The organism is Sorangium sp. So ce1014, assembly GCF_051521505.1.
Classification (GTDB): Bacteria; Myxococcota_A; Polyangia; order Polyangiales; family Polyangiaceae; genus Sorangium.
Genome location: NZ_CP150356.1, coordinates 5,848,966 through 5,873,723 on the forward strand (window position 1 = coordinate 5,848,966; position 24,758 = coordinate 5,873,723).

At 69.1% G+C, this 24,758-nt stretch carries 19 protein-coding genes; 13 read left to right on the top strand and 6 right to left on the bottom strand.

The genetic code is table 11. From position 1 onward, the window contains the following. Positions 1 to 25: 25 nt before the first annotated feature. Complete coding sequence (gene serA / locus WME75_RS22005) at positions 26 to 1,285, bottom strand: phosphoglycerate dehydrogenase (protein ID WP_437494144.1); 1,260 nt, start codon at positions 1,283 to 1,285, stop codon at positions 26 to 28. 169 nt (positions 1,286 to 1,454) lie between these two features. Between serA and WME75_RS22010 the strand changes: the two genes are divergently transcribed. Then, a complete protein-coding gene (locus tag WME75_RS22010) occupies positions 1,455 to 2,627 on the top strand; it encodes a S1C family serine protease (protein ID WP_437494147.1) in 1,173 nt (390 codons plus the stop codon). A 68-nt stretch (positions 2,628 to 2,695) separates the two neighbouring features. Here the strand turns inward: WME75_RS22010 and WME75_RS22015 are convergent, their stop codons facing one another. Further along, complete coding sequence (locus WME75_RS22015; protein WP_437494150.1) at positions 2,696 to 4,072, bottom strand: DUF1552 domain-containing protein; 1,377 nt, start codon at positions 4,070 to 4,072, stop codon at positions 2,696 to 2,698. Continuing rightward, positions 4,069 to 5,793 carry a DUF1592 domain-containing protein gene (locus tag WME75_RS22020; protein ID WP_437494153.1) on the bottom strand — a complete coding sequence of 575 codons (1,725 nt, stop codon included), beginning with the start codon at positions 5,791 to 5,793 and terminating at the stop codon, positions 4,069 to 4,071. The genes WME75_RS22015 and WME75_RS22020 overlap by 4 nt, the downstream gene beginning before the upstream one ends. A 381-nt stretch (positions 5,794 to 6,174) precedes the next feature. Between WME75_RS22020 and WME75_RS22025 the strand changes: the two genes are divergently transcribed. Beyond that, on the top strand, positions 6,175 to 7,008 hold the full coding sequence (locus WME75_RS22025; RefSeq protein WP_437494156.1) for an alpha/beta hydrolase: 834 nt from the start codon (positions 6,175 to 6,177) through the stop codon (positions 7,006 to 7,008). A 107-nt stretch (positions 7,009 to 7,115) separates the two neighbouring features. Here WME75_RS22025 and WME75_RS22030 read toward each other — a convergent pair whose 3' ends face one another. Then, positions 7,116 to 7,424: a hypothetical protein gene (locus tag WME75_RS22030; RefSeq protein WP_437494159.1), complete on the bottom strand. Its 309-nt coding sequence runs from the start codon at positions 7,422 to 7,424 to the stop codon at positions 7,116 to 7,118. A 650-nt stretch (positions 7,425 to 8,074) separates the two neighbouring features. Here WME75_RS22030 and WME75_RS22035 point away from each other — a divergent pair. The 6 genes from WME75_RS22035 to WME75_RS22060 all read left to right on the top strand — a co-directional run bounded on the left by WME75_RS22035 (position 8,075) and on the right by WME75_RS22060 (position 18,595). Continuing rightward, positions 8,075 to 9,862 (top strand): hypothetical protein, encoded by a 1,788-nt coding sequence (locus tag WME75_RS22035; RefSeq protein WP_437494162.1) that lies wholly within the window; start codon positions 8,075 to 8,077, stop codon positions 9,860 to 9,862. Between the two features lie 454 nt (positions 9,863 to 10,316). After that, positions 10,317 to 10,982, top strand: coding sequence for a DUF4347 domain-containing protein (locus tag WME75_RS22040; protein ID WP_437494165.1), 666 nt, complete (start codon positions 10,317 to 10,319; stop codon positions 10,980 to 10,982). A gap of 637 nt (positions 10,983 to 11,619) precedes the next feature. Next, entirely contained in the window at positions 11,620 to 13,197 is a 1,578-nt protein-coding gene (locus tag WME75_RS22045; RefSeq protein WP_437494168.1) for a hypothetical protein, read from the top strand. Positions 13,198 to 13,770: 573 nt separating this feature from the next. Beyond that, entirely contained in the window at positions 13,771 to 15,339 is a 1,569-nt protein-coding gene (locus WME75_RS22050) for a S28 family serine protease (protein WP_437494171.1), read from the top strand. Between the two features lie 198 nt (positions 15,340 to 15,537). Continuing rightward, on the top strand, positions 15,538 to 17,868 hold the full coding sequence (locus tag WME75_RS22055) for an SGNH/GDSL hydrolase family protein (RefSeq protein WP_437494174.1): 2,331 nt from the start codon (positions 15,538 to 15,540) through the stop codon (positions 17,866 to 17,868). A 211-nt stretch (positions 17,869 to 18,079) separates the two neighbouring features. After that, positions 18,080 to 18,595, top strand: a complete 516-nt coding sequence (locus tag WME75_RS22060) for a putative immunity protein (protein WP_437494176.1) — start codon at positions 18,080 to 18,082, stop codon at positions 18,593 to 18,595. Here WME75_RS22060 and WME75_RS22065 read toward each other — a convergent pair. Further along, entirely contained in the window at positions 18,512 to 19,483 is a 972-nt protein-coding gene (locus WME75_RS22065; RefSeq protein ID WP_437494179.1) for a hypothetical protein, read from the bottom strand. The genes WME75_RS22060 and WME75_RS22065 overlap by 84 nt on opposite strands. A 38-nt stretch (positions 19,484 to 19,521) precedes the next feature. Between WME75_RS22065 and WME75_RS22070 the strand changes: the two genes are divergently transcribed. After that, entirely contained in the window at positions 19,522 to 19,707 is a 186-nt protein-coding gene (locus WME75_RS22070) for a hypothetical protein (RefSeq protein WP_437494182.1), read from the top strand. On the opposite strand, the gene WME75_RS22075 is transcribed toward WME75_RS22070, so the two are convergent. Beyond that, positions 19,646 to 21,028 carry a hypothetical protein gene (locus WME75_RS22075; RefSeq protein WP_437494185.1) on the bottom strand — a complete coding sequence of 461 codons (1,383 nt, stop codon included), beginning with the start codon at positions 21,026 to 21,028 and terminating at the stop codon, positions 19,646 to 19,648. The genes WME75_RS22070 and WME75_RS22075 overlap by 62 nt on opposite strands. A gap of 489 nt (positions 21,029 to 21,517) precedes the next feature. Here WME75_RS22075 and WME75_RS22080 point away from each other — a divergent pair, with 489 nt between their 5' ends. The 4 genes from WME75_RS22080 (at position 21,518) to WME75_RS22095 (ending at position 24,200) form a co-directional block, all read left to right on the top strand. Continuing rightward, positions 21,518 to 22,270: an SDR family NAD(P)-dependent oxidoreductase gene (locus WME75_RS22080; protein WP_437494188.1), complete on the top strand. Its 753-nt coding sequence runs from the start codon at positions 21,518 to 21,520 to the stop codon at positions 22,268 to 22,270. 114 nt (positions 22,271 to 22,384) lie between these two features. Beyond that, a complete protein-coding gene (locus WME75_RS22085) occupies positions 22,385 to 23,023 on the top strand; it encodes a TetR/AcrR family transcriptional regulator (RefSeq protein ID WP_437494191.1) in 639 nt (212 codons plus the stop codon). Positions 23,024 to 23,305: 282 nt separating this feature from the next. Continuing rightward, positions 23,306 to 23,971, top strand: coding sequence for a hypothetical protein (locus tag WME75_RS22090; RefSeq protein WP_437494193.1), 666 nt, complete (start codon positions 23,306 to 23,308; stop codon positions 23,969 to 23,971). Further along, positions 23,949 to 24,200 carry a zinc-binding dehydrogenase gene (locus WME75_RS22095; RefSeq protein ID WP_437494196.1) on the top strand — a complete coding sequence of 84 codons (252 nt, stop codon included), beginning with the start codon at positions 23,949 to 23,951 and terminating at the stop codon, positions 24,198 to 24,200. The genes WME75_RS22090 and WME75_RS22095 overlap by 23 nt, the downstream gene beginning before the upstream one ends. Positions 24,201 to 24,758 lie beyond the last annotated feature (558 nt).

Sequence of the window (24,758 nt, forward strand, 5' to 3'; positions counted from 1 at the left end):
CCCCGCCGGCGACCGGGCCCTGCTCTCAGTAAAGAACGCGCGTCCGGAGGTTGGTCTCCAGCGCCCCGATCCGCCGGCTCACCTCGGCCGACACGTCCTGCGAGAGGTCCATGATGAGGTAGCCGATGTTGGCGTCCGTCGACAGCACCTGGCTGTCGATGTTGGCGTTCACGTCCGACACGATGCGGTTCACGTCACGGAGCACGCCCGGCACGTTGCGGTGGACGTTGAGGATGCGGTGCGTGCCCTTGAGCGGCGGGAGCTCCACGTTCGGGAAGTTCACCGCGCCCGTCGTCGCCCCGGTGATCGCGAACTGCGTCAGCGCGCGCGACACCTCGCGGCCGATGGCCTCCTGCGCCTCCTCGGTCGAGCCGCCGATGTGCGGCGTCAGGATGACGTTCGGGAGCCGCTGCAGCTCCGTGTGGAAGCCGTCCGAGTTCGACTCGGGCTCCTCCGGGTAGACGTCGATCGCCGCGCCCGCGAGGTGCCCGCTCTTCAGCGCCTCGGCCAGCGCCGGGATCACCACGACCGTGCCGCGGCTCGCGTTGAGCAGGTACGAGCCCTTGCGCATGTGCGCGAGCTCGGCGGCGCCGATCATCCTGTGCGTCTCCGGCGTGCCCGGCACGTGGAGCGAGACGAAGTCCGACTCGGCGAGCAGCGCCTCCAGCGTCGGCAGCGGGCGGTTGTTGCCCATCGGGAGCTTCTGGCCGATGTCGAAGTAGACGACGCGCATCCCCATCGCCTCGGCGAGCACGCCGAGCTGCTGGCCGATGTGGCCGTAGCCGATCAGGCCGAGCGTCTTGCCGCGGATCTCGTAGCAGGCCTTCGAGACCTTCTTCCAGGTGCCGGCGTGCACCTCGCGCGACCGATCGCCGAGCTGCCGGGAGAGCATGACGCACTCGGCGATGATCATCTCGGCGACGCTGCGCGTGTTGCTGAACGGCGCGTTGAACACCGGCACACCGCGCCGGTTCGCCGCGTCGAGATCGACCTGGTTCGTGCCGATGCAGAAGCAGCCGATGGCGAGCAGCTTGTCGGCCTTCTCGAGGACGCGCGCGGTGACGTGCGTCTTGCTCCGGATGCCGATCATGTCCACGCCCGGGAGCGCGGCCATGAGCTCGTCTTCCTTCAGCGCGGAGCTCCGTGTCTCGATCTCGATCGACCGCGATCGAAAGAGCTCGTGCGCGCTCTGGTGGATGTTCTCGAGCAGGAGCACCTTGATGGGCTCCTTCGCGGCTGGGGGGGTGGTCTGAAGTTTCGTTGAAGTTGGCGTCATTGGCTTCATCCGTCAGGGCCACCTCTACCGCAACTTGGCCCGTTTGCATCTCGGATCCGATCCGGCGCCGCCGGGGCGGCTGTCCGCGCATCCGTTGCGCGCGGCAGATCGCCGCACCGCCCCGCGAGCGCGCGCCGCAGGGGAGACGCCTTGCCCATGGCAGGCTAGATTGCGCCGCATGCGCCACCGCAGAACCGCTCGACTCCCCGCCTTCCTCGCCGTCGCCGCGCTCGCCGCTGCCCCTGGATGCAAGGGGAAGCCCAGCCCCGGCGGCCCGCCGCAGAGCGCGACGACGGCCCACGACGCGCCCGCGGCGCCGCCGGCCTCGACGACGATCGACACGATGCCGCCGCCGGTCCCGCCGCCGTCGAAGAACGCGCTCATCGAGGACGAGCGCAACACGATCTCGGTGTTCCGCGAGGTCGCGTCCGCGACGGTGTTCGTGACGCAGCGCCGCCTCGTGGTGGACCGCTTCTTCGGGACCGCGGTCGAGGTCCCCGCCGGCTCGGGCTCGGGCTTCGTCTGGGACGCTGACGGGCACATCGTCACGAACTTCCACGTCGTGGACAACGCGCAGTCGCTCATCGTCCGGCTCCAGGGAGAGAAGACGTTCCCGGCGCGCCTCATCGGCGTCGAGCCGCGCAAGGACATCGCCGTGCTCAAGATCGACGCGCCGAAGGAGATGCTCAAGCCGATCCAGGTCGCTCCCCTGCGCGACCCGCTCGAGGTCGGGCAGAAGGCGATCGCGATCGGCAACCCGTTCGGCCTCGATCACACCCTGACGACCGGCATCATCAGCGCGGTCGGCCGCCAGGTCGAGGGCGCCGGCGGCGTGACCATCCGCGACATGATCCAGACCGACGCCGCCATCAACCCCGGCAACTCCGGCGGCCCGCTGCTCGACTCGAGCGGGCACCTCATCGGCATGAACACGATGATCTTCTCCAAGAGCGGCGCCTCCGCCGGCATCGGCTTCGCCGTGCCCTCGACGATGATCGCGCGGGTGGTCCCGCAGATCATCAAGACCGGCAAGGCCGAGACGGTCGGCCTCGGCATCCAGCTCGACCCGGCCCGCCGCCTCGAGCGGCGCAACGGCATCCGCGGCGTCATCGTGATGAGCGTCATCCCCGACGGCCCCGCCGCCAAGGCAGGCCTGCGCGGCCTCTCCGAGGGCGACCGCGGGCTCGTGCTGGGCGACGTGATCGTCGGGCTCGACGGCGCGCCGGTCGCGGACTACGACGCGCTCTACAACGCGCTCGACGGCAAGAAGCCGGGCGAGAAGGTGAAGGTCGACCTGCTCCGCGGCGGCCAGAAGACCACCGTCGAGATCGCGGTCGAGCTCCTCAGCTGAGCGGCCGGCGGCCGCCGAGCGGTGTCCCTCGGGAGGAGCGATGAGCCGCTCGGCGGGCGAAGGCGCGCTCAGGCGATGATCGGATCGAGGAGCCCGCCTTCGAGGCTCTCGTCGCCGAAGGTGTCGAGAGGGCCGCCCTGGCCGTTGGTGCAGCCGACGGCCGCGCCGATCGTGTTGAGCAGCTTGTTGTTGGTGGCCTTGACGTCGACGAACTGGCCGGTCTTCAGGTAGCCCGCGGCGCCGCCGGCGAGGATGTACGGGACCCTCCGGAAGGAGTGGTATTTGTCAGCGTTGTCATTGAGCCACACGGCCACCCCGTGATCGAGCAGCGTCCCCGAGCCGAGCTCGTAGGACGAGAGCCTGTCGAGCAGGTGCTTGAAGATCCGCCCGTGGATCCGGTCGATCTGGTGATGCAGCTCCTGCGCGCCCTCGATCGGCGGCCCCTCCGAGCCGTCGCCGTCGATGCGGTGGGAGATCTTGTGGAAGCTCTTCTGCCGCGCGCCGTGGATCGTGTACTCGGTCCCGTCGTTGCCGTCGCCCACCTGGAGCGTCGCCGCGCGCGTCACGCCGCACGCCATCGCGAGCGCGATGATGTCCATCTGCATGCGGGCGACAGCCTCCACGTTGTCGTGGCTGCGCACCTCCGGAGAGATCGCCTCCATCTCGGCGACCCGCTCCTGCGGCAGCTTGCAGGCGAGCGCGACCTCGAGGTCGCGGATGCTGTCGAAGTGCAGCTGTAGCCGCTCGCGATCGCTCTTGCTGAGGTCCTTCCGGCCCATGAGCGCCTGCATCTCCCCGCGGACCAGGTCGTTCACGCTGGTGCGGCGCTCGGCCAGCGACTGCGCGACCCCGTCGTCGGCGTCGGCGAGCCCGAAGAGCTTCTTGTACGCGTTGAATGGGTCGCGCTCGGCGGCGCGGAGCTGCTTCGGGCCGCGGTACGAGAGCACCTCGTTGATGTAGCCGACCATCCTGCCCGCGTAGAGCGTCAGCGGCTCGACGCCCGCCGGGTTGAGCTCGGTCGCGATGCGGTTGTCGATCGACTCGCCCATCGCGAGCGACTCGTTGCCCGACGGATCGTCCGACACGCGCGCGGCCGTGAGGCACTGGTTGCCGCCGCCGGAGTGGCCGCACCCGTTGGCCTTGAACGCGAAGCTGAGGCCGCGCACCATGATCAGCTGGCTCGCGTAGTCCTTGAGCTCGCTGACCGCGCGGTCGCTGTCCCGCTCCATCGACTCGGCGGTCAGCGGGCCCGTCTCGCTCGGCCAGAACATCTCGGGCTCGTCGTCGACCTCCTGCGCCACGCCGTTCGCCTGGCGCATGAAGATCGCGAAGGGCGGCGCGTCGCCCGTGCCGGCCGCGGCGCGCCGGGGCGCGAAGGTCTCCAGGAACGGGAGCGCGACCGTGACGCCAAACAGGCCTCGAAGCACACGTCGTCGGGTGATCATGGCGCCTCCGCGGGAACGCGAGCGAGGAAGGATGTGGACGAGACGATCTGGAGGAGGAGCTCCTGGGTCGAGGCGCCGCCGCGCGACGCGTCGCCGAGCGCCTGGATGAGCCCCCGGTCCTTCGCGGCCGCGTCGCGGCCGTGGGCGAACTCGACCCAGTGCTTCGCGTAGCACGCGTGCGCCTCGCTGCTCTCGGCGAGGACCTGGCTGAACGCGATCGCGTCCGCGTAGCTCCTCGGCTGGCCGCCGAGATAATAGACGTCCGCGGCGTCGACGGGCACGCCGTTGTCGGTCGCGCGGTACTTGCCGATCGCGTCGTAGTGCTCGAAGGCAAACCCGGCAGGGTTGATCATCGTCGCGTGGCACGCCTCGCCGCACGTCCCCTTGCCCGTGTGCGCCGCGACGCGCTCGCGGTTCGTCGCGTGCTCGCCCGGCGGCACCGCGGTCGCGTCGTCGGGCGGCGGCGACAGCGACGCGCAGAGGATCCTGAGGTTCACGAAGACGCCGCGATGGATCGAGTCCGGCTGCCGCGCCGTCGCCCTCGACGCGAGGAAGCCGAGGCGCGTGAGCAGCCCGGAGCGCTCCGCCCCATCGAGCTCCACCTTCTTGAATTCATTGGAGAATTCTCCGTCGATGCCGTAGGCCGCCGCGAGGTGACCGTTCACGAACGCGGTGCGGGCGGTGAGCAGGTCGGTGAGCCCGCCTTCCTTGTCGAAGACGACGTGATCCACGAAGAGCTCCGCCTCGCGCTGCATGGCGTCGCCCATCTCGGGGACGAACTCGGGGAACAGCGCCTGGTCCTTGTTGAGGTCGTGGTACTGCTCGTAGTCGTAGAGCTGCCGGTGGAACGCGCCGACGACCTCGCGGGCGCGCGGGTCCTCGAGCATGCGCTCGGCGTAGGCGCGGACCGCCTCGTGGGTGGACAGCTCGCCCGCCTTCGCCGCCGCGAGCAGCTCCTCGGAGGGCATCGTGTTCCAGAAGAGGTACGCGAGCTTGGCCGCGATCTCGTACCCGCTCAGCGGGATGAGCCCGCCCTTCGCCGGCCCGGCGCCGAGCTCGACCCGGTAGACGAAGTGGGGCGATTGCAAGAACGCCTCGAGCGCCGCGCGCACGCCCGCGACGAACGGGTCCTCGCCCTCGAAGAGCTCCTTGCCGCGGTCGAACAGCGCGAGGTACGCGCCCCGCTCGTCGGCCGAGAGCGGGCGCCGGAACGCCCGCTCGCCGAACCGCTCGACGAACGCCTGCGCCCGCGCCTCCGGCTCGGCCGGCAGGTCCGCGGGCAGGAGCCGCGCGAGCTTGCCCTGGTCGCTTGCGACCATCGCCGCGAGCTCCTCGGCGGCGCGCTGGTAATCGCTCCAGAGCCCCGGCGTCACGAGGAGCGCAGCCTCGTTGTTGTCGAACACGCCGCCGAGCGGATCGCTCGTGAACGACGCCGAGAGACCGGGCCTGTCGTCGAGGCGCAGGAGATCGCGCACCGTGTTCTCCCACTGCGCGTGGCTCAGCCGCGGGAACATGCTGCGCCCGGCGACCTGCGTCTCTGCCGCGCCCTCCGGCAAGCCGCCCGGCACAGGGCCAGGGCCAGGGCCGTCGCCCTCCCCCTCCCCAGGCTCGCCCACGGAGCCCATGCACGCCCCGAGCAGGAGCGCCGTGGCGCAGAGCCCCGCGCCGAGCGCCCGCCTCCATCGCGGCGAGCCGGTCATCGAACAAGACGGTGGGGTCATCGTTCTCTCCTGACTAAGAGCTCTGGTGACTAAGCAGCTCGTTCAGCATAGCTATTAATTCAACTGCCATCAACAGGAAACCGTCCTGTTTGTTTGAACGTCGTGTCGGTTCAAATTGCAGCTCCGGGCTCCAATTTCGCTCCAATTTCGCTGCAAGCTCGCGCCACGTTCGCTCCACAACCGCTCGACGCTGGACAAATCGAACATCACCGGAACTCCCATGCTCGCGCCGGGGTAAAATCGCCGGCGATCACGCGCTCTCGATGGATGCCGCGCAACCGCGGGCGGCCGGGTGTGCGTCGATTCACCGCAGGGGGGCGCGTGGAGCCTCATGTAGGTTCTCTGTTGCTCCCGCGGAGACAATTCAGCAGTCTGTCGTTCATGCGCACCTGTCGCCCTAGACTCGTCTCCACGTGGTTTGCGCTCGCGCTCGCGTCGCTCGCGGCCCTCTCTGCCTGCGAGCGGCGGGCAGCGCCGCCCGCGGGCGGCTCCCCGGCGGGCCCCGGAACGGAGGCGCCGCCGGCCGCGCCGGTCGCGAGCGCGCCGCCGGCCGCCGCCGCGGCGATCGCGGTCGAGTACCTCGAGGAGGTCACGGGCGGCGCGGACAGGAGCGAGGCGCTCCCCCTGGTCGTCGCCATTCACGGGCTCGGCGATCGGCCCGAGTCGTTCGCGGGGGTCCTGGCGGGCGCCGACGTCAAGGCGCGCCTCATCGTGCCCCGCGGGCTCACGCCGTACGGGGACGGCTACTCGTGGTTTCCGCTCCAGCAGGCGCTCGCGAGCGAGGATGTCGGACAGGGCATCTTGCGCGCGGCCGCCGCGCTCGCGGCGACGATCGAGCGGATCGCCGCCGAGCGGCCGACGCGGGGCAAGGCCATCGTGACCGGCTTTTCCCAGGGCGGCGCGCTCACGTTCGCGCTCGCCCTGCACCACCCGCGCGCCGTCGGCGCCGCCTTCCCCGTCAGCGGCTGGGTCCCCCCCGCGGTGCTGCCCGGCGGAAGCGCGGCGGAGCCGGCGCCTTTGGCGCTCGTCGCGCTGCACGGCGAGGCCGATCGGCGCGTCCCGATCGGCCCCACCCGCGACGCGATCGCGGCGCTCGGCGGGCGCGGCGTGAAGGCGAGCCTGAAGAGCTACCCGGGTGTCGGCCACACGGTGAGCGGCGAGATGCGGCGCGATCTCCTGGAGTTCATCCGCGGGGCCGCCGCCGAGATGCGCTGACGGCTCGAAGCCGAGCGCGCGAGCGAGACCCGGCCGCCTCCGGATGGCTGTTCCGAAGGCAGCCGGCTACATCCCGCGTGTCTCGCTGGTATCCGGCTCAGGACCGGCTATTGGTCACACGACGTCTTGTCGCAGAACTTCTCCACGCAGCGCTCGAGATCCTTCTCGACGTCGTCCACGACCTTGTCAGCGTGCTTGACCTTGCCAGCGCCATTCCTTTCAGCGTACTTGATGTCATCCAGGACTTTCTCCAGACACTCACAGAGCTTGTCGCACTTGTCTTTCCCGTCGTCCTCGGGAGCGCCGGGCGGGTCGTGGTGGCGGTCGCCGGCTTCCGCCTGTGACACGCCGAAGAGGAGCCCGCAGGCGCCCGCGACAAAGAGAAGCGAAGCTCCGTAACCGATGATCTTGTTCATGGCGCACCCCCAGTCGACACGCCGCACGCGTCATCGCGCCGGGACGTCGACTTGTATGGTCACGAAACCTAGCTGCGAGAGCGCGAGATTCAACAAATTTCACAGTATTGACTTTCTCCTCTCCGACACCGGAGAACGATGAAGCGAGCGCACCGGAATCGAGAGCGCCGGAGCGTCGCCGGACACCGAGGTGTCGTGCGTTCCGGTCGCCGCTCGGCGCGCGCCGACAGCGCGTGCCTCGCCTGTCGCGTGAGCTTTCGAACGAAGCAGTCAGGCAGGAGCCAAGACAGGATGAGGCTCCGGCGAGAAAGCATTGTCGCGCTCTGTCCGAGTCGACCCGGAACATCGCCGTCATGCGCGCGGCCGGCGCCGCATGGATGCCCCCGGGCTCCGCGCACCGACCCTCCTGCGCGCGGAACGGAAGGCCCGCGTCACCGGATCGCGCAGCGCCCCTCTGCAACAGGGCTCGCTCGCAGCGCAGCTCCCTGCGGACGCCTCGCCGTCGCGCGTCGGTGAGGCCCTTCACATCGCGCCGACGGCTCATGAAACGGGGCGGCGGGCGACGTGCGACAGGCGCACGGCGGCGACGTGCGGGACGCGCAGCGCCCATCTACACGGGGCGCTGCGCATACCCTATGTTGCGAGCTCGAATGGAACCGGACCTCTCCCCTCGCTTCGAGCGGTGGCTCTGCCACCCTCGCTTCTTCAAGGCCGTCTTGCTCCTCGCGCTCGCCCTGGCGGCGTCCACCATCACGCTCGCCTTCTACAGCGATGACTATATTCTGCTGTGCTATCTCGCGGAGCTGATCCCCGGCTCGCCGCCCTGGTACGATCTCTACAACTTCTTCAGCGGCGACCCGCACCGGACGCAGGCGAACATCGCCCTCACCGGGTTGCCGTGGTGGACCGATCCCGAGCTCAGGCTCCACCTCGTCCGCCCCCTGGCGAGCGCGCTGTTCACGCTCGAGAACGCCGTCTTCGGCCGCGCCCCGCTCGGGTACCACCTCGTCTCCATCGCGCTGTATGTCGCCCTGGTCGCGGCCGCCGGCAGGCTGTTTCTGCGGGTGCTCCCGGGCGCGACCGCGGCGCTCGCGCTGCTCATCTTCGCGGTGAGCGCGAGCCACATGCACTCGGCCGGCTGGATCGCCTGCCAGCACCTCTTGCTCGCGGCGCTCTCGGTGGTGCTCGGGCTCTCGGCCTATCTCCGCTACCGCGAGGAGGGGTGGCGCCCGGGGCGGTACCTGGGCCCGCTCGGGCTCGGGATCGGGCTCCTGGGCGGCGAGGCGGCGCTCGGCGGGGCAGCGTACTGGATCGCCTACCAGCTCGCCGGCCCCGTGCCGCCGGGCCGCTCGGCCGGCTGGCGCGCCCGGGCAGCGGCTGCGCTCCCGGTGCTCGGTCTCCTCGTGTACTTCGCCGCCTACAAGGCGGCCGGCGGCGGCGCCGCGCACACCGGCGGTTACGTCGACCCGCTCGCCGATCCGCTCAGGTTCGTGGCCACGGCGGCGGTGCGCCTGCCGGTCCTGCTCGGCAACGCCATCGTGACCGTGCCCGCCGACTTCTCGACCGCGTTCCCCAAAGGCCCCTTCGTCGTCATCGGCCTCGCGGCGACCGCCGGCGCCGCCCTGCTCTACCGCGCTTGCCTCCCGGCGATCCCCGAGCGCGAGCGCGCCGCCCTGCGCTGGCTCGTCCCCGGGGCGCTCCTCGCGTTCGTCACGTGCCTCGGCGGCTTCCCCGGGTCGCGCCTCCTGCTGCTCCCGAACCTCGGGATCGCGCCGCTCCTCGCCGTCCTCATCGTGCGCGGGCTCCGCCGCGGTCCATCGCACGGGCCCGCGTCGTGGCCCCGCCGCGCAGGCGCGGGGTTTCTCGGCGTCGTGCACGTCGCGCTCGCGCCGCCGATGTTCCTCCTCGCCACCGCCTCGAGCGCGGACATCGCGCGGAAGCTCGAGGACGTCGCGCGCACCGCGGAGATCGGGGCGCCGCCCCACAAGCGGGTCTTCATCGCCGCCTCCTCGGATCCCATGGCATCCATATATCCTCAGACGATCATCGCCCTGGAGTCGCCCGACGCCATCTCCTGCTGGGCGATGCTCTCGATGACCAAGGCCTCACACCGCCTCACGCGCACCGGCGAATCGTCGTTCACCCTCGCGCCCATCGGTCAGACGATGCTGACAGGAGCGTTCGAGAGCCTCTACCGCGCGCCGGAGGCGCCGATCCAGCCGGGCTACGAGATCCGCCAGTGCGGCGGCACGATCCGGGTCGCGGAGGTCGAGGACGGGAAGCCCACGCGGCTCGAGATCGATCTGGGCGCGCCGCTCGAGGATCCAGGGCTCGTGCTCCTGGCATGGCGCGACGGGAAGCTCCGCCGCGTCTCGCCGCCCGCGGTCGGCGAGACGATCGAGCTCCCGTGGTCGCCGGGGCCGCTCGGGCTCTTCTGAGCGACGTCCGGGCCCCCTGGACCCGGCGGCGTCCGTGGCGGCCGCGGCGCCGTCGTGGAGCCCGCCGGCGGCAGACCGCTCCACGGATTTTCCTGCTGAAAGCTCTGCTCCAGTATAGTGCTGAAGCGGTCCGCTCGGTCCTCGTGTCCGTGGCTCCTCCATCGCCCCAAGGAGATATGTCGGAATGCAGAAGCGACGCCCTTCGCCCCTCGGTAGTGGCCAAGCGGAGGGCGAGCCCCTGGCGCGCCCGCCCCACCCGGCCACCGTTGTCCAGCGGCGCGAGCGCCCGTCCCCGGCGGCGCGCCCGCCCCACCCGGCCACCGTTGTCCAGCGGCGCGAGCGCCCGCTCCCGGCGGCGCGCCCGCCCCACCCGGCCACCGTTGTCCAGCGGTCATCGTCGTCGGCCGTCCCACCGAAGGGCCTCGCGACCGGAGCCACTCGTACCCTGCAACGCATGCAACAACCGGTGCCTGTTCGGGTGTTCGTCTACGATAAGACCAACACCAAGAGAAAGGATGAGGAAGCCGATCCGTCGTACGATTGCCGCTATCTCGTGTCCTCGGGCGCCAATGACCACATCTTCGGCGTCGCCGATCTCGGTGAGATGGACGTCCGCTTGCGTACCATCACACAGCCGATCGAGTACCTCACGATCTGCGGCCACGGCGCGAAGGGCATCCTGGGCGTGGGCTCAGGCTCAGCCTACGATTATAGCCCTGGCAAGGACATCTGCGTCGACGCGCTGGGTGACATCCAGGCTCTGCTGACGACGCTGGCGGCTCAGCTCGCACCCAACGCTTACATCTTCCTCGTCGGATGCCACGTCGGCGGCGGGAAGAGCGGGGAGAGGCTGCTGTGCCAGCTCTCGCAGCAGCTACCCGGGCGAAAGATCCTGGCGTCGTCGCTGTACCTGAAGCCGGAGGCGTACAAGCACAAAAAAGACGGCTCCTTCACCGTGTATACAGCGGGCGGCATGAACCTGAAGAAGGGGAAGGAGGTCACGAGCAACGACCTGACGTGCGGGGTCAACGGCGAGATCGACCTTGACGCGCTTCCTTCGGAGGAGGAGCTCGGCTTCCTGATGCGCTGGAAGGCGAACCAGAAGGCCAAGCAACATTGACTCTTCGGCCTCTGGAGCTGGCGCGGGGTGACACTGTCTGGAGCTGGAGCGCTGATCACGTTGAAATCCCGCGGAGATCGACGCACGACCGGCGGCGCGTCGCCTCGGGCAGGTCCAGCGGGCCCGGACCAAGATGAATCTCCTGCACGAGGTCCATGACAGTTATGCATTGGAGTCATGCCTTCCGATGCTCCATGGATGCGGGGCATCCGACCTCTGCGGTAGAGAGGTCCGCGCAGGGCGCCGCCGGCCGTCGCGGGCGTCATGTTCATCCATCGTCGCACACTGCCGAGGCACGCAGCACGACGCACGTGGCGCGCGGTGGCAGAGACAGCAGCTCCCCCGGCGCCGGCTGCGCGTCGAGCACGCCTCCCGAGCGGCCGGTCCGGCCTCCCTTCGCGGCGGCAGCGCCTGCGGGTGCCCTCGTATCCCATCACCGATTCGTCATGTCGTTCCGAAAACAGTTTTGAGAAGCTTTCTGAAGCGTTGAGTTCTTGCTCCAGGCATCGATGAGGCATTGACGGGCGCGCACCACGCCCCTCTCGTACGGCGACGCACGAGAGCGCCCGGAGCAGGCCCTCCAGCGCGGTGCACGGCAAGCGAGCACCGCGCAACGGCAACAAGGAGATCGATTGACATGTCATTCCCGAAACCCGGGTTCTTGTCCCTTGGCTCGGCGATCGCAACTGTCTTGCTCACCTCCTGCGCCGCTCCCGAGCCCGGGGGCGGCGCCGAGCGCCATGGATCCGTGTCGAGCGCGCTCACCGCGCAGGACCGGCTCGCCGCATGCGACCAGGATCCGCGCGTGATCGCCGGGCTCGTGTCCGCGGAGGTCTGCGCGGGAGCGGACATCTTCTTCCGCGAGACGTTCGAGGGCAACGGCCGCACCTGCGGCACCTGCCATCCGGTCGCGAACAACTACACGATCGACGTTCCCTTCATCACGGCGCTCGACGCGAGCAACCCGAGCGATCCGCTGTTCGTCTTCGAGCACGACGCCGCCCTCGCCGGGCTCGAGACCTTCGAGCTCCGGACGCTGGGGCTGATCCTCGAGAACGTCGACGGGTTCGAGGACCTCGACAACAAGTTCACGATGCGGGCGGTCCCCCACATCTTCTCCATGGCGACGAGCATCACCCCTGATCCGGTGGACGGGACGGCGGTCCCGCCGGTCCATCGCACGGGCTGGTCGGGCGACGGCGCGCCCGGCGACGGCTCGCTCCGCTCGTTCCTCACCGGCGCGATCACCCAGCATTTCCCGAAGGATCTCAGCCGCCAGCCGGGGGTGTCGTTCCGGCTCTCGACCGAGGAGGAGCTCGATCTCACGCTGGCGTTCCAGAGGAGCGTCGGCCGGACGAACGATCTCGACCTCACGCAGGTGAACCTCTTCGATTCCCAAGCGAACGACGGGCGGCAGGCGTTCCTCGACCCGCAGCGGGGTCGTTGCAACGTGTGCCACACCAACGCGGGCGCGAACCACCTGGACTCGGGGTTGAACCGCAACCTGGACACGGGGACCCGCAAGGCCCCCGCGAGCGGCACCATCGGGGCGTTCGACGGCGGGTTCGGCGGGCTGGGGCAGGCCGCGCCCAACCTCGACGCCGTGGACGCCGGGTTCCTCAACGCGTACGGCGACGGCACGTTCAGCCCGCCGCCCCTCATCGAGGCCGCGGATACGCCGCCGTTCTTCCACACCAACGCCTTCGGGAACACGATCGAGGACGGGATCTCCTTCTACACCACCCCGAACTTCTTCCCCAACTCGCCGGCGGGCCTGGAGCTGGAGGCGCGGTTCGGCACCCCGATCGTCTTCAACGGCGACGACATCGTGAAGATGGGCCGGTTCCTCCGCGTCCTCAACGCCGCCTTCAACCTCGACATCGCGAAGCAGCGCTTGCAGGCGGCCCAGACGCTCGCCAACCAGTTCCATGACACGCGGGCGGACATCCAGCTTCGCCTGATGGAGCTCGCGGAGGTGGAGCTCGACGACGCGCTGGAGGTCCTCGGCGTGCCGGCCCCGAACCCCCCGCTGCACGCGATCTCCCAGAATCACCTGCAGCAGGCGAAGGGCGAGATCGCGGCCGGCCTCGCGGCCGCCACCTGGTCGCAGCGCCAGAACCGGATCTCGAACGCCCTGTCGCGTGTGATGAACGCGCGAGACCAGTTCGGCTCGAACATCAACTACCAGCTCGGCCAGGGCACCCTGATGTACTAGCCAGGCGTCTGGACGCATGGACGTCTGGACGTCCTCCACCGTCTGTCTTATCTGTTCAGTCTGGAGCTCCATCGATTGCTCTTGATCTGGCGAAGCATTGGTGGACCCGAGCACGTTCCCCGTGGCCCTCCCGGAGATCCCGAGCTCACCCATGGCTCGGTTCGCGCCCGTGGCGATCGGCGCAAAGAAGCCGTTGAGGGACTTCAGCAACACCGAGATCTGCATCGATCGGGGAACGACGCCAAGCTGCCGTGGAAACCCCTGTGGCCAGGATCCATCCTCGGAGACCGCGATCCTTGTACGTGGTTGGCGGCTCCTCAGCCGCGAGGTGAGCACGACGCCACGGACGCTGACCCGCGCCGACCTCGTTCGTGGACCCCTGCATCTCCTCGCGGCTCTCCCACGAGCGCTTCCACGCGCCCGATGATCAGGAGTCGGTGCCTGCAGGGTTCGATCGAGCCCGGTCTCTTCGCTGATCACCCGTTCCGCATGGCTCGACACCTGGGCGGCGCGCAGGACGCCGACCACGCCGTTCCTTTGAGGTGTACTCTCCCGGACATGCAACCACTCCGGATGGCTTCTCTGACCCTTCCCTTTGCCCTCCTCGGGCTCGCCGCTTGCGGCGACGGCGCGGCGCCCCCGGGGCCCACGACCAGCACCCAGGCCACGACAAGCTCCAGCGGCGCCGGTGGGGACGGCAGCACGAGCAGCTCCTCGGCGGGCGGAGACGGCGGCGCGGGCGGAGACGGCCTCACGAGCAGCTCGTCGGCGGGCGGCTCCGGCGGCGCGGGCGGGGACGGCGGCTCCGGCGGCGTCGTGCAGCCTGATGTCCTGGAGCAGCTCCGGGAGCTCCCCGGCGTCACGAACGTGGTCGAGGAGCGCTCGGCCCTCGACGACTATCGCTTCTTCCTCATCGATTTCGACCAGCCCATCGATCACGCCGATCCGGCGGGACAGCACTTCTCGCAGCGCCTCGCGCTACACCACCGCGATGCCGGCGCTCCCTTGGTGCTCGCCAACTCGGGGTATTTCCTGATGGTGTCTTCAGAGTACCAGTACATCGATGAGCCGACCGGGCTGCTCGGTGGGAATCAGCTCAACATCGAGCACCGTTATTTCACTCCGTCGCGCCCTGAGCCGGCGGACTGGACGAGGCTCAACATCGAGCAGGCAGCCGCCGACCAGCACAGCATCTCCGAGGCATTTCACGCGCTTTACACCGGCCCCTGGATCTCGACCGGCGCCAGCAAGGGAGGGATGACCTCCGTGTATCATCACCGCTTCTACCCCGAGGACGTGGACGGCACCGTGGCGTATGTCGCGCCACACAGCAACTCCGTCGCGGACCCGCGGTACGTCGACTTCCTCAACGAGGTCGGCGACGCCGGCTGCCGGCAAGCCCTGAGAGACTTCCAGCGCGAGGCGCTGCTCCGGCGCGACGCCATGCTCGCGCGCATGGCCAAGCAAGCGACGGTAGTAGGGATCACCTATGACCTCTTCGGGCTCGACGCGACCCTCGAGAGCATTACCATCAGCCTGGCGTTCGGGTTCTGGCAGTCCCAGGGGCAAGATCGCTGCGCCGACATCCCCTCGCAAGAGGCCTCCGACAACTCTGTCTGGAGCTTCCTCGACGAGATCGGCTCGCCGTTCGCCGCGTCCGATGACTTCATCCTCGCCCTGGAGCCCTACTACTGGCAAGCCTACACGCAGCTCGGCGCGCCGGCGATCGACACGTCCTACTTCGAAGATCTCCTGCTCTTCGACTGGGAAACCGTCGACGATCTGCCCAGCGTCCCCATCGAGCCGGAGTTCGACCCGGCGCCGATGCAGGACATCTCCGCCTGGCTGGCGACGGAGGGGGAGCGGATCCTCTTCATCTACGGGGAGACGGATCCCTGGACCGCCGGCGCCTTCGAGCTCGGCGGCGCGCGAGACTCGTACAAGCTCGTCATGCCAGGCGGCAACCACAGCGCGAATATCTACGGCCTCGTCGCTGCAGATCAGCAGACCGCGCTCACCGCGCTGGAGACCTGGACCGGCGTGAGCCCGCGCTCCCCGAGCGGCCTCCGGCGCTCCAGGCCGACGCCGCTGCCGCCGTCCCTCCAGCTGCTGCATCGCCTGCACCGCCGCTCCCACCGCTGATCGCGGCCAAGGTGAGATTCCCCCCTCCGGCTCTGCGCGTGAGAACGATGCGGCTCACCGCGATCGCGGACGTGCCCGCACGCGTCGCGCGTCGCTCAAGAATTGAACGACCCTTGCCCCCAACGCCTAGCCGGGCGGCCTCGACACACGTGGAACACCATGGCATGATGCGTGCCGTGGCGAACGTGGAGGGACGTGATGGCCTACGATGACGTGCAGAGCGCGGCCGACGGCGTCGAGATCGATACCGTCTCCATCGGCGCGGGCATCTGGCACACCGTGCCGAACGGCGTGCGCTGGCTCCGTGTGGTGAGCGGCTCTGGCAATCTCATCGTGCGATTGACGGGATCCAAGGGTGAGGCGCGCACCCTGACAGATCTCGAGGTCGGCGACGTCGAGCCGCTGCAGGTGACGCAGATCTCCGGCGACTCGCACTCGATGAAAGTGAGGCTGTACCTGTCGCTCCCCCCGTCTCGCGAGCGAGCTGTCACGCAGTCGCTCAGCAGGGCGGTTCAGCAGCGGCAGAAGCTGGTGTTCGCCCTCCTCGGCGACAGCATCGTGTACGGCGGCGGACCGTCGCTCGACTACGCGATGGGGTGGCGCCTGCCGTTCCAGCGGGTCCTCTCGGAGAATGGCGTTCGCTTTCGCAACGTCGGGCGCGGCTTCGGTGCGCTGAATGGACTCGGGGCCACGAACGGGCGTAATCCGAACGTGTCCGACATTCACGATGCGCCCGCGTTCACGCCGCGCGACGTGCGGCACAACGCATATCCAGGTTATCGGCTCACGCAGTCCGTGGCCGTCACCAACGTCAACACGAGCACCGGGTTCATCACCGCTCCAGGGAACGGTCTGGTCGACGGCGAAGTGTTCGCACCTGCGTCCACTGGCACGATCCCCACATTCTCTGTCGTGCAGCCGCTGTACTGGGTCACCAACGTCGGAGGCGCTGGAGCTGGCACATTCCAGGTGTCGCAGTACGATGGCGGCTCCACGGCGCTCACGATCCTTGACGCGGGATCCGGCTCGATCTCCCTGTCGCTCGGACTGGTGGAGATGCTCCCGGCGATCGCGCAGACGTGGGACGCGGCGCCGACCGACATCATCGCCAGCGGCGGCACGAATGACATCATCCAGAACATCAATACTGGAGTATCCATCGCGGACACGCTTGCGCTGCTCCAGGAGGCAGAGATCGCGTTTGAGGCACGCATTGACGCCGCCGCGATCGCCGCCGGCAACCCGAACGCAAGGAAGTACAGGCCCGCGATCCTCGGGTTCTACCCTAACGCGGCGGAGTACGAGGACTGCAACACCGTGGCGGCGCAGTTCAACGAGTGGCTCCGCGACGTGCGCCTCCCGCAGCTCGGGCGGCTCTGGGCCTACGTCGACGTCGCCTCGCCGCTGACCGCCGCCGTGAACATCGACGGCGTGCATCCCACGGCGGACGGCTACGAGATGATGGGCGACCGACTGGGGCGCGCCGTCGTCCAGGCGGTCGGCCCGGGCCACGCGTCCGACCGCGTGCCGCGCGACTTCGTGCGACGTCCCGCGCAGGCGTGCGTGGAGCTCAGGGCAACCACGGACCGCATCACCATCCCGACGCAGGCATCGCTGGCGCCGGGGGCCAATTCGTTCTACTGCGCTGTCTGGTACATGCCGTTTTCGCTGCCCAGCGAACTGAATGTGATGCTCCAGCAGGAGCACCCGTATCAGGAAGGATGCGTGATTGGGCACAATCTGGGTCGCCTCGCCGTGTACTGGAAGAGCACCGGGACATGCATTCAACCGGCGGCCTACACCGCCGTCATGCAACAGTATCGGTGGCATCGGGTGTTCGTGTTCTTCGACGCGGTTCGACAGGAAGCCGTGCTTTGCTGCAACGGGCGGTACCTCCAGCGGGTCTATACGAGTGCTGCGGCCATCACGTCCCAAGATGGATGGGCAGTCGGAGGAATCTCCCCGCTGACCAGCGCGCTCGGCCTGTACCAGGGGTTTCTCGTGGGGCACGGCGCGAGCCTCTCGATCGAAGACGCGGAAGAGGCGGCGGTTGCCGACTACTACGACGGCAAGGAGCCGGCCGGCATGACCGCGAAATACGCGCTCAGCGAAGGCACCGGAACGGTCATCGCCGGCACGGTCATCGGCTCTACCGCCGGCACGCTATCGGGCGGCTCGTGGGTTCAGTCCGGTCGCTATCTGCTGCCCTGTAATCACAAGTACGTACCCCCGCGATTCGACAGCAGGATCGCGAATGTCACCACGACGTATACGGCGACGTACGGCGAGCGCGTGCCGTGCGATCCGACAGCCGGCGGGTTCACGGTCGCGCTGCCCACAGCCGTCGGGCACGATGGCGAGCAGATCGCTTTCAACAACATGTCGTCCAGCACGAACACGGTCACGTTGGACGGCAACTTGTCCGAGACCATCGACGGATCCGCGACCATCCCCGGGCTCAGCACGGCGCGCGGGTCGCGCACGATCGAGGCGCGGGGAGGCAACTGGATCACCGTGGCCGCCACCTAGCGTCCGGCCGGTGCGCTCGCGTCGCTCGCCGCGTGGCGGGAGATCCTTGACAGGTCGGAGGAGCTTCGCGCGCGGATCGAGACCGTCACGAGCGCTCGCGGGCAGAAGGCCAAGCGTCGTTCAGGTCGGACCGGCGTCTCCGGTGGTGGGGTCCCCGCGTGAACGCGAGCCCCCCCGCTGCTCGGTATGTTGGCTGGCAAGGAGGAGCACCATGATTCTTCCCAAGAAACGTGACCCACGGTTCATCACCATCCGCCGCGGAGGGCTCCTGGATGAACGCACCCATCACGCGTTGGCAATCTGGGCCGCAGATTGCGCGCAGCACGTCGCGGGGTTCTTCGATGAATTCAGGCCAGACGATGACCGGCCGCGTCGAGCGATCGCGCTGGTGCGGGCTTGGACCCGAGGCGAGGCCACAATGAGAGAGTGTCACAAGGCGGCGTTCGCTTCCAACGCCGCAGGCCGCGAGGCGCCCCCCGCCGCCCGGTTCGCCGCCCTCGCGGCGGGTCAGGCGGTGGCCGTGGCGCATGTAGCCGCCCATGAGCTAGGGGCTGCGGCGTACGCCATCAGGGCTGCCAGGGAAGCGGCACCATCGGGCCGAGGGGACGCGGCTGCACGAGCCGAACGTCAATGGCAGCGGGAGCTACTGCCCGACGAGATCAGAGACCTCGTTCTTGACGACCAGAGGCTGCGAAACGCGCTCTGTTGGAGCGTGTTCGTCGACTGAGCCGACGGCGCTGCCCTGCTTCCGCAGCGCGACGCGGAGCTCGTGCCGGCCGAGCGCCGTGCGCCCGCGCCAGTACTCGAGGTTGAAGTCCGTCGCCTCGATGAACCCGTATCCCACCCGGTCGCCCGACTGCACGCGGACGATCGCGACCCCGTTCGAGTGGTTGTTCGTGTGGGTGATGCCCCCGGTCGCGGAGAACGGGCACCTGCCGAGCAGCACCTTGCCCGCCGCGTCGGCGGTCAAGCTCATGTCCGCCGTGTTGTCGTAGACCTTCGCGTACCACCCCTCCCCGGGCCCGGCGCGGTAGATCCTGACGCTCGCGCCCGGCAGCGCCGCGCCGCTCGCGTCCCTCACCGTGAGCTCGTTCTGCGCCGGCAGGTCGTTCAGGTAGGCGCCGAGGTTCCCCGGTGCATTGTAGTTGCCGAGCGTGGCGCGGCGACCGCGGATCAGGTTCAGCGCCACCGCGCTGTGGCGGTCGACCGTCGGGCCATTGCCGTTCATCAGCCCGGTGTACGGCGTGTAGCGGACCGCATCGCGCCAGCTGTTCACGTACGGCATGTACGGGGTGCCCACGATGGGGGCGCCGTTCTCGAGGATGTCTATCCGGTTACCCGCCGAGACGTGGACGTTGAACCCGTAGACGTCGACGAGGTAACGCGCGTGGCCGAGCTCGTGGAGCAGCGACGCCTCGTAGTAGAACGGGTTGCTCGAGCTCCGCGTCGCGTGGTCCCCGTAGAACGTCCCGATCGATGCGTCGTTCGGGAACCCCCATTGCAGGTCGACCGTCCTGTCGTTCAGGTTCGGGTTGTTGGTCGGGTACCCTCCCGCGAGCGGCAGGGCGTCGTCGGGCACCACGACGACCTTGTCGAGCCGGATCCGGTCCAGCACGCCGCTCGGCGCCTCTCCAGGTCCAGGGGAGATCGACGGTGGCTGTGCCGTTGGCCGGCACATTCACCGTGCCTGTCGCGGCGACCGCGCCGTGGATCGACCAGCGGTACGGGACGGCGGTCGCCGCCGCGCTCGACCGGTTGCGGACGTGGGCCCTCCAGGTCACGGACGACCCCGCCGCGGGCCACCCCTCGACCGCGGGGTTCGCGCTGCCCCAGACGTAGTCGAGCGCCGGCGCGCGGCGGATCCAGCAGGCCAGTTCTTGAGGTAGAGCGAGCTGAAGAGGCTGTTCTCCGTCGCCTGGACGAGCGGCTCCTCGTCGAGCAGCGCGACGGGCGCGCTCGGCGCGCTCCCCTCGCGGAGGATGACCCTGTTGGTCCCGAACACAGGGCTGCTCGCGTGGATCTCCACCCAGCCGATGGAGCGGCCCGGCGTGCTGTCCGGGATGCCGTTCCAGCCCGGGTCGCCGTAGGCGTTCCACGCCCCCATCGCCGGGATCGTCCTCGTGAACGACGCGAGATCGGGCCCGCCGTCGGTCCGGTGCACGGTGACCACGACGTCCGTCGGCGTCGGGCTCGGGTTGTTGACGACGAGGTTCGACCACTGGGTCAGCGTCCCTGTCGCGGAGACGTTCCTCAGAAAGAAGCTCCCGGCAAGGTCGGTCGACGTCGAGGGCGTGAACGCCAGGTCGTCGAGGAGGAACAGGGGCGCGTCGTACGTGGCGCCCGTCCGCAGGGAGATCCGGTTGCTCGCGACGACGGGCTGGTCAGACGTCACCTCGACCCACCCGTACGCTCCGGTGTTCGCGACGTCGGTGTTCGGGATCGCGAGCCAGCCGGCGTCGCCGTACGAGCCCCACGCCCCCGTGCCCGGCACGGTGCGCGAGAGCGTCGCGAGCACGCCGCTCCCGTCGTTCCTGTGGACCTTGATCGTGATGTGGGCGGCCACGGGTCCTGGGTTGACGACATGGATGTTGGACCACTGGGTCTTGTTGCCCGACGCGGGCCAGTTCTTCAGGAAGTAGCTCGACAGCAGACGGGTGGACGGGCTCTTGATGAACGGCTCGTCCTCGAAGAGGCGCGCGGGCGCGTCGTACGTGCTCCCGTCGCGGATGGTGATCCGGTGCGAAGCGACGACGGGCGCGCTGGACTGTAGCTCGATCCACCCGAGCGAGCGGTGACTCGCCGGGTCGCTCTCGGCGATGCCGTTCCAGGCGGGGTCGCCGTATGCGTTGTACGTCGCGAAGCCCGCGATGGTCTTCGAGACGACGCCGAGGAGCGGGCCTCCGTCGGTCGGGTGGACCACGAGCCTCACCGAGACTGGCTGCGCGCTCGGGTTGACGATGACGACGTTCGACCACTGGGTACGTCCGTCGGTCGTGGGCCAGTTCTTGACGTACACCGGGGAATGCTGGCGCTCGCCCGCATCGACGGCCGGCTGCGCCACCGACGCGAGCGGCTCGTCGTTCTCCGGGGCCACGCAGCCAGACGCGGCCACGGCCGCCGAGGTGATGCTCACGAGGGCGAGAGGGGAAATGAGTCTCAAGGGATGCCTCCTGTCTCTGCGTTCGTCGCTGGGCGCAGCCACCGCGGGGGCGCCGGCGTCCTTGCCGGACGGCGGGGCCGCGGCGCTGCGGCAACGCTGGCCAGTGCGCCTGAGCAGACGCTGTGCCACCGGGCTGAACGCCCCGCTCCACAGCGCTCCTACGCCCTCGCCCCGCGCTCGCTCCGGTCGCAGGTTGACGGTGACACAGCAAGCCTTGCGCGAGGCGCTCCGGGGGGGACAGCAAGTCTTGCCGCGTCAGCAAGTTTTGCTGACTTCATGGCCCGCCCGCTCCGACGGGCGCGGCCTGGAAGCGGGCGAGGGCCGTGGCGAGCGATCCTGCCTCTCGTGGCCGCCTCGACGTGCACCGCCAGCTCTGCGTGCATGATCGGCTCGACATGTGCGGGCGGGCGCGAGCGCCTTGACAAACGGAACACCGTTCCGTATCGTCGACCATGACACGGCAGATCGTAGACAAGAATAGGAACCGCCATGCAAAACAGCCCCGTCGCCCTGGTCACCGGCGCTACAAAAGGAATCGGTCTTCAAATCGCGAAGGATCTCGCGGCGCACGGCTTCACCGTGCTCGTCGGGTCACGCAATTTCGAGCACGGGGAGACCGCCGCGAAGAGCGTCGGAGCGGATGCCCGCGCTCTCCAGCTCGACGTCGCGAATCAGGCCTCCATCGCCGCAGCCGCGGAGCGCATCCGGACCGAGCTCGGCCGTCTCGACGTGCTGGTGAACAACGCGGCCATCTCCCATGCGGGAAAGCCAGGCACCCCACTCCACGAGATAGGGAAGTCGAGCCGCGCGAGCGTCGCGTCTCTCGATGAGGTGCGCACGGTGTTCGAGACGAACGTGTTCGGCGTCCTCGCCGTCACGCAAGCGATGCTGCCACTCCTTCGTGAAGCGCCGGCAGCGCGCATCGTCAACGTATCGAGCGGCGCCGGCTCGCTGACGAGCAACGCGAACCCAGCCAATCCTATCCGCGAGATGTTCGGCGTCGTCTACACCGCCTCGAAGACCGCCCTCAACGCGATCACGCTCAGCTTCGCGATTGAGCTCGAGAAGACGAACATCAAGGTCAACGCCGCGTGCCCGGGTTTCACCGCGACGGCCCTCAACAACTTCGAGGGCACGCAGACCGTCGAACAGGCCGCGCGTGAGCCGGTACGCCTCGCGCTGCTTGACGCGAACGGTCCGACGGGCACGTTTTCGAGCGCCAGCGGTCCGATCCCCTGGTGATCGAGCGTCGCTTGGCGCTACACTTTGCCCGTCTTGACTCGAAAGTCTTCGAAGAGCGCCGCAGCTCACGCCGGAGCTGTTCCGCCAGCAGGATCCGACCGAGGCGGGGACGACGTGAAACCCTCCGCGAGAGCCAAGAAGCCCGAGGCGGAGGCCCCCGCGGCACGCAGCGTGCGCGCCGACGCCCAGCGCAACCTCGACGCGCTGCTCGAAGCGGCCAAGGCCGTGTTCAGCACCTCGGGCGTGGACGCCCCCGTGCGTGAGATCGCCGCGCGGGCAGGCGTCGGTGTCGCGACGGTCTACCGTCACTTCCCGCAGCGCTCCGACCTTGTCGCGGCCGTGTTTCGACGCGAGATCGACGCTTGCGCGGCCGCCGCTCCCGCGTTGGCGCGCCAGCACGAGCCGGACGAAGCCCTGGCGCGCTGGCTACGGCGATACACCAGCTTCATCGCGACAAAACGTGGACTCGCCGCGGCCCTGCACTCCGGTGATCCAGCTTTCGATAGTCTGCCTGCTTACTTCCGGCAGACCCACGAGCCAGCCCTGCAGTCGCTGCTCGACGCCGCGGTGACAGCCGGTCAGATCCGCGACGACGTCGCGGCGTACGACCTGTTGCGTGCGGTGGGCAACCTCGCCACCGCCACCGGGGAGGACGGAGCGCTCCACAGCCGGCGCATGGTCGACCTGTTGATCGACGGATTGCGCTACGGCGCCCCCGGGGCGGCTCCGAAAGGGCATCGCGGCTCGCGCTGACGAGCTGCGACGAAGGCTCTCATCGCCGAGGTCGCGTACAGGTCGGAATGGCTCTGCGCGGGCTATCCTCCTGCGACCAGGGCACGACCCCCTGCGGCGACACGAGCGTCGAGGTGCTGCTGTCGCCGGACCGGACCGTGACCCCCTCCGATACCCATGTCGGCAACGGCCATGTCCCCGGCCTGAGCCCTGGCCAGTGCGCCCCCCTCACCATGACCGCCGGCGCCCCGCGAACAGGCGGTTTCCTCGCGGTCGCCCCGCGGACTCGTATACACTGCACGCATGAGCCACGTCGTGATGCAGGCAGCGGAGTTCTCGACGGTCGCCGCGGCGGCGCAGGCGGAGGCGGAGCTGCGGCGGCTCGTCGCGGACTACGTCACCTACGAGGAGACCGCCGATGCGCCGTGGAGCGAGGGCGCCGTGCCCGCGCCGCTGGTCGAGCTCGGTCGGCGGCACGGCGTGCCGTGGCCGGGCGACGCAACGTCGCGGTTCATGCTCAAGGGGCTGTTCAACGACGAGGCGAACGTGCTCTGCGTCGATCGCCTCGTGTTCTTCTGGGGCGGCGGCTTCGATCTCGGCGGCGCGTGGCTGCGTGCGGTGCTGCTGCGCGGGCTCGGCGCGGTGCATTGCACCGACCTGCCGCGGCTGGCGGTGCGCGTGGACGATCCGCAGGCGCGCGCGGCGGCGTCGGGCGAGTTCCTCGTCGAGGAGGACTACGAGGATCAGTTCACGACGACGTCGGACGACGCCGCGCTCGACCGTGCGCTGTTCTCCATCACGTTCGAGCGCGACGGCGACCGCATTCACCTGACGTTCGACGACTCGGGCGCGCAGGACTGGGCGTTCGTCGCGATGCTGCCCCAGCTCTCGGGCGACGATCCTGCGCTGCGCGCCCCCGCGCGGGGCTTGCCCGCGAGCGTGGTCGATGGCGGAGGGGCGCTCGGCTGAGGGCTCGAACGCGCTCGCGCCCGGTGGCCGTTCGATCTCGGTCGACGATGGGACACCGGAATTCGTGGCGCGCGATCTTGAGGAGCTGGCCGAGCTCGTCGACAACGGGTTCCTGCGGCCCGTCATCGCTCGGCGCTATCCACTCGATCAGATCGTCGAAGCCCACCGGTACGTCGAGCAAGATCACAAGAAAGGCGCCGTCGTCATCACCGTGGCGCACGACGACTGAGCGGGGCTACGCAGCGCATCCGGCCCTTTCGTCTGCAGCGGGCTCGGGAGGCGCGCACTCCGCATGGACGCTCAAACGCACAACCTCTCCCCGCGGCGTGAGCTGGTAAAAGGTGCAGCACGAAGCGCTCCCGCGCCTCGTGCGATCCCGGGTCGCGCAACCTGGGTCGGGTCGCGGCCGCGCAGGGTCGCGCGTCCCTCCATCTCCGTGCGCGGGGGTCCCTCAATTCTCGCGGTTATGCTCAGACTCGTTCTGGTAATTTTCGAGAGGTGAGCGGAATGCGCGATCTCACTTTTCCTGTGCTCCTGCATCCGGCCGGCGCCATCGTGCTCAGCAGGAGCTACGCTGAGAAATCTATCCGTCATGGCACAATGCATCGTCGGGGAACGCCGTGGCCGCTTGCCGCCCGGGACAACGCCGCCATCGAGCCTGATCCGCATCGGCGATGATGCTCTGCGGGGGGTCGGGCGCCCCGCCATCAAGGAGCTGGACCGAGCAGCGCACTATCGGCATCAACGACGGTGCTCAGTAACACTCGATGAGCAGCGCCAGCGGGGC

Bases quoted from the DNA above. Each gene is read 5' to 3' on its own strand.
- WME75_RS22035 (WP_437494162.1), top strand. From the start codon at position 8,075: ATGGAACCGGACCTCTCCCCTCGCTTCGAGCGGTGGCTCTGCCACCCT.
- serA (WP_437494144.1), bottom strand. From the start codon at position 1,285: ATGAAGCCAATGACGCCAACTTCAACGAAACTTCAGACCACCCCCCCA.
- WME75_RS22030 (WP_437494159.1), bottom strand. From the start codon at position 7,424: ATGAACAAGATCATCGGTTACGGAGCTTCGCTTCTCTTTGTCGCGGGC.
- WME75_RS22090 (WP_437494193.1), top strand. From the start codon at position 23,306: ATGAGCCACGTCGTGATGCAGGCAGCGGAGTTCTCGACGGTCGCCGCG.
- WME75_RS22095 (WP_437494196.1), top strand. From the start codon at position 23,949: ATGGCGGAGGGGCGCTCGGCTGAGGGCTCGAACGCGCTCGCGCCCGGT.
- WME75_RS22025 (WP_437494156.1), top strand. From the start codon at position 6,175: ATGCGCACCTGTCGCCCTAGACTCGTCTCCACGTGGTTTGCGCTCGCG.
- WME75_RS22045 (WP_437494168.1), top strand. From the start codon at position 11,620: ATGTCATTCCCGAAACCCGGGTTCTTGTCCCTTGGCTCGGCGATCGCA.
- WME75_RS22015 (WP_437494150.1), bottom strand. From the start codon at position 4,072: ATGATCACCCGACGACGTGTGCTTCGAGGCCTGTTTGGCGTCACGGTC.
- WME75_RS22020 (WP_437494153.1), bottom strand. From the start codon at position 5,793: ATGACCCCACCGTCTTGTTCGATGACCGGCTCGCCGCGATGGAGGCGG.
- WME75_RS22010 (WP_437494147.1), top strand. From the start codon at position 1,455: ATGCGCCACCGCAGAACCGCTCGACTCCCCGCCTTCCTCGCCGTCGCC.
- WME75_RS22060 (WP_437494176.1), top strand. From the start codon at position 18,080: ATGATTCTTCCCAAGAAACGTGACCCACGGTTCATCACCATCCGCCGC.
- WME75_RS22055 (WP_437494174.1), top strand. From the start codon at position 15,538: ATGGCCTACGATGACGTGCAGAGCGCGGCCGACGGCGTCGAGATCGAT.
- WME75_RS22050 (WP_437494171.1), top strand. From the start codon at position 13,771: ATGGCTTCTCTGACCCTTCCCTTTGCCCTCCTCGGGCTCGCCGCTTGC.
- WME75_RS22080 (WP_437494188.1), top strand. From the start codon at position 21,518: ATGCAAAACAGCCCCGTCGCCCTGGTCACCGGCGCTACAAAAGGAATC.
- WME75_RS22040 (WP_437494165.1), top strand. From the start codon at position 10,317: ATGCAACAACCGGTGCCTGTTCGGGTGTTCGTCTACGATAAGACCAAC.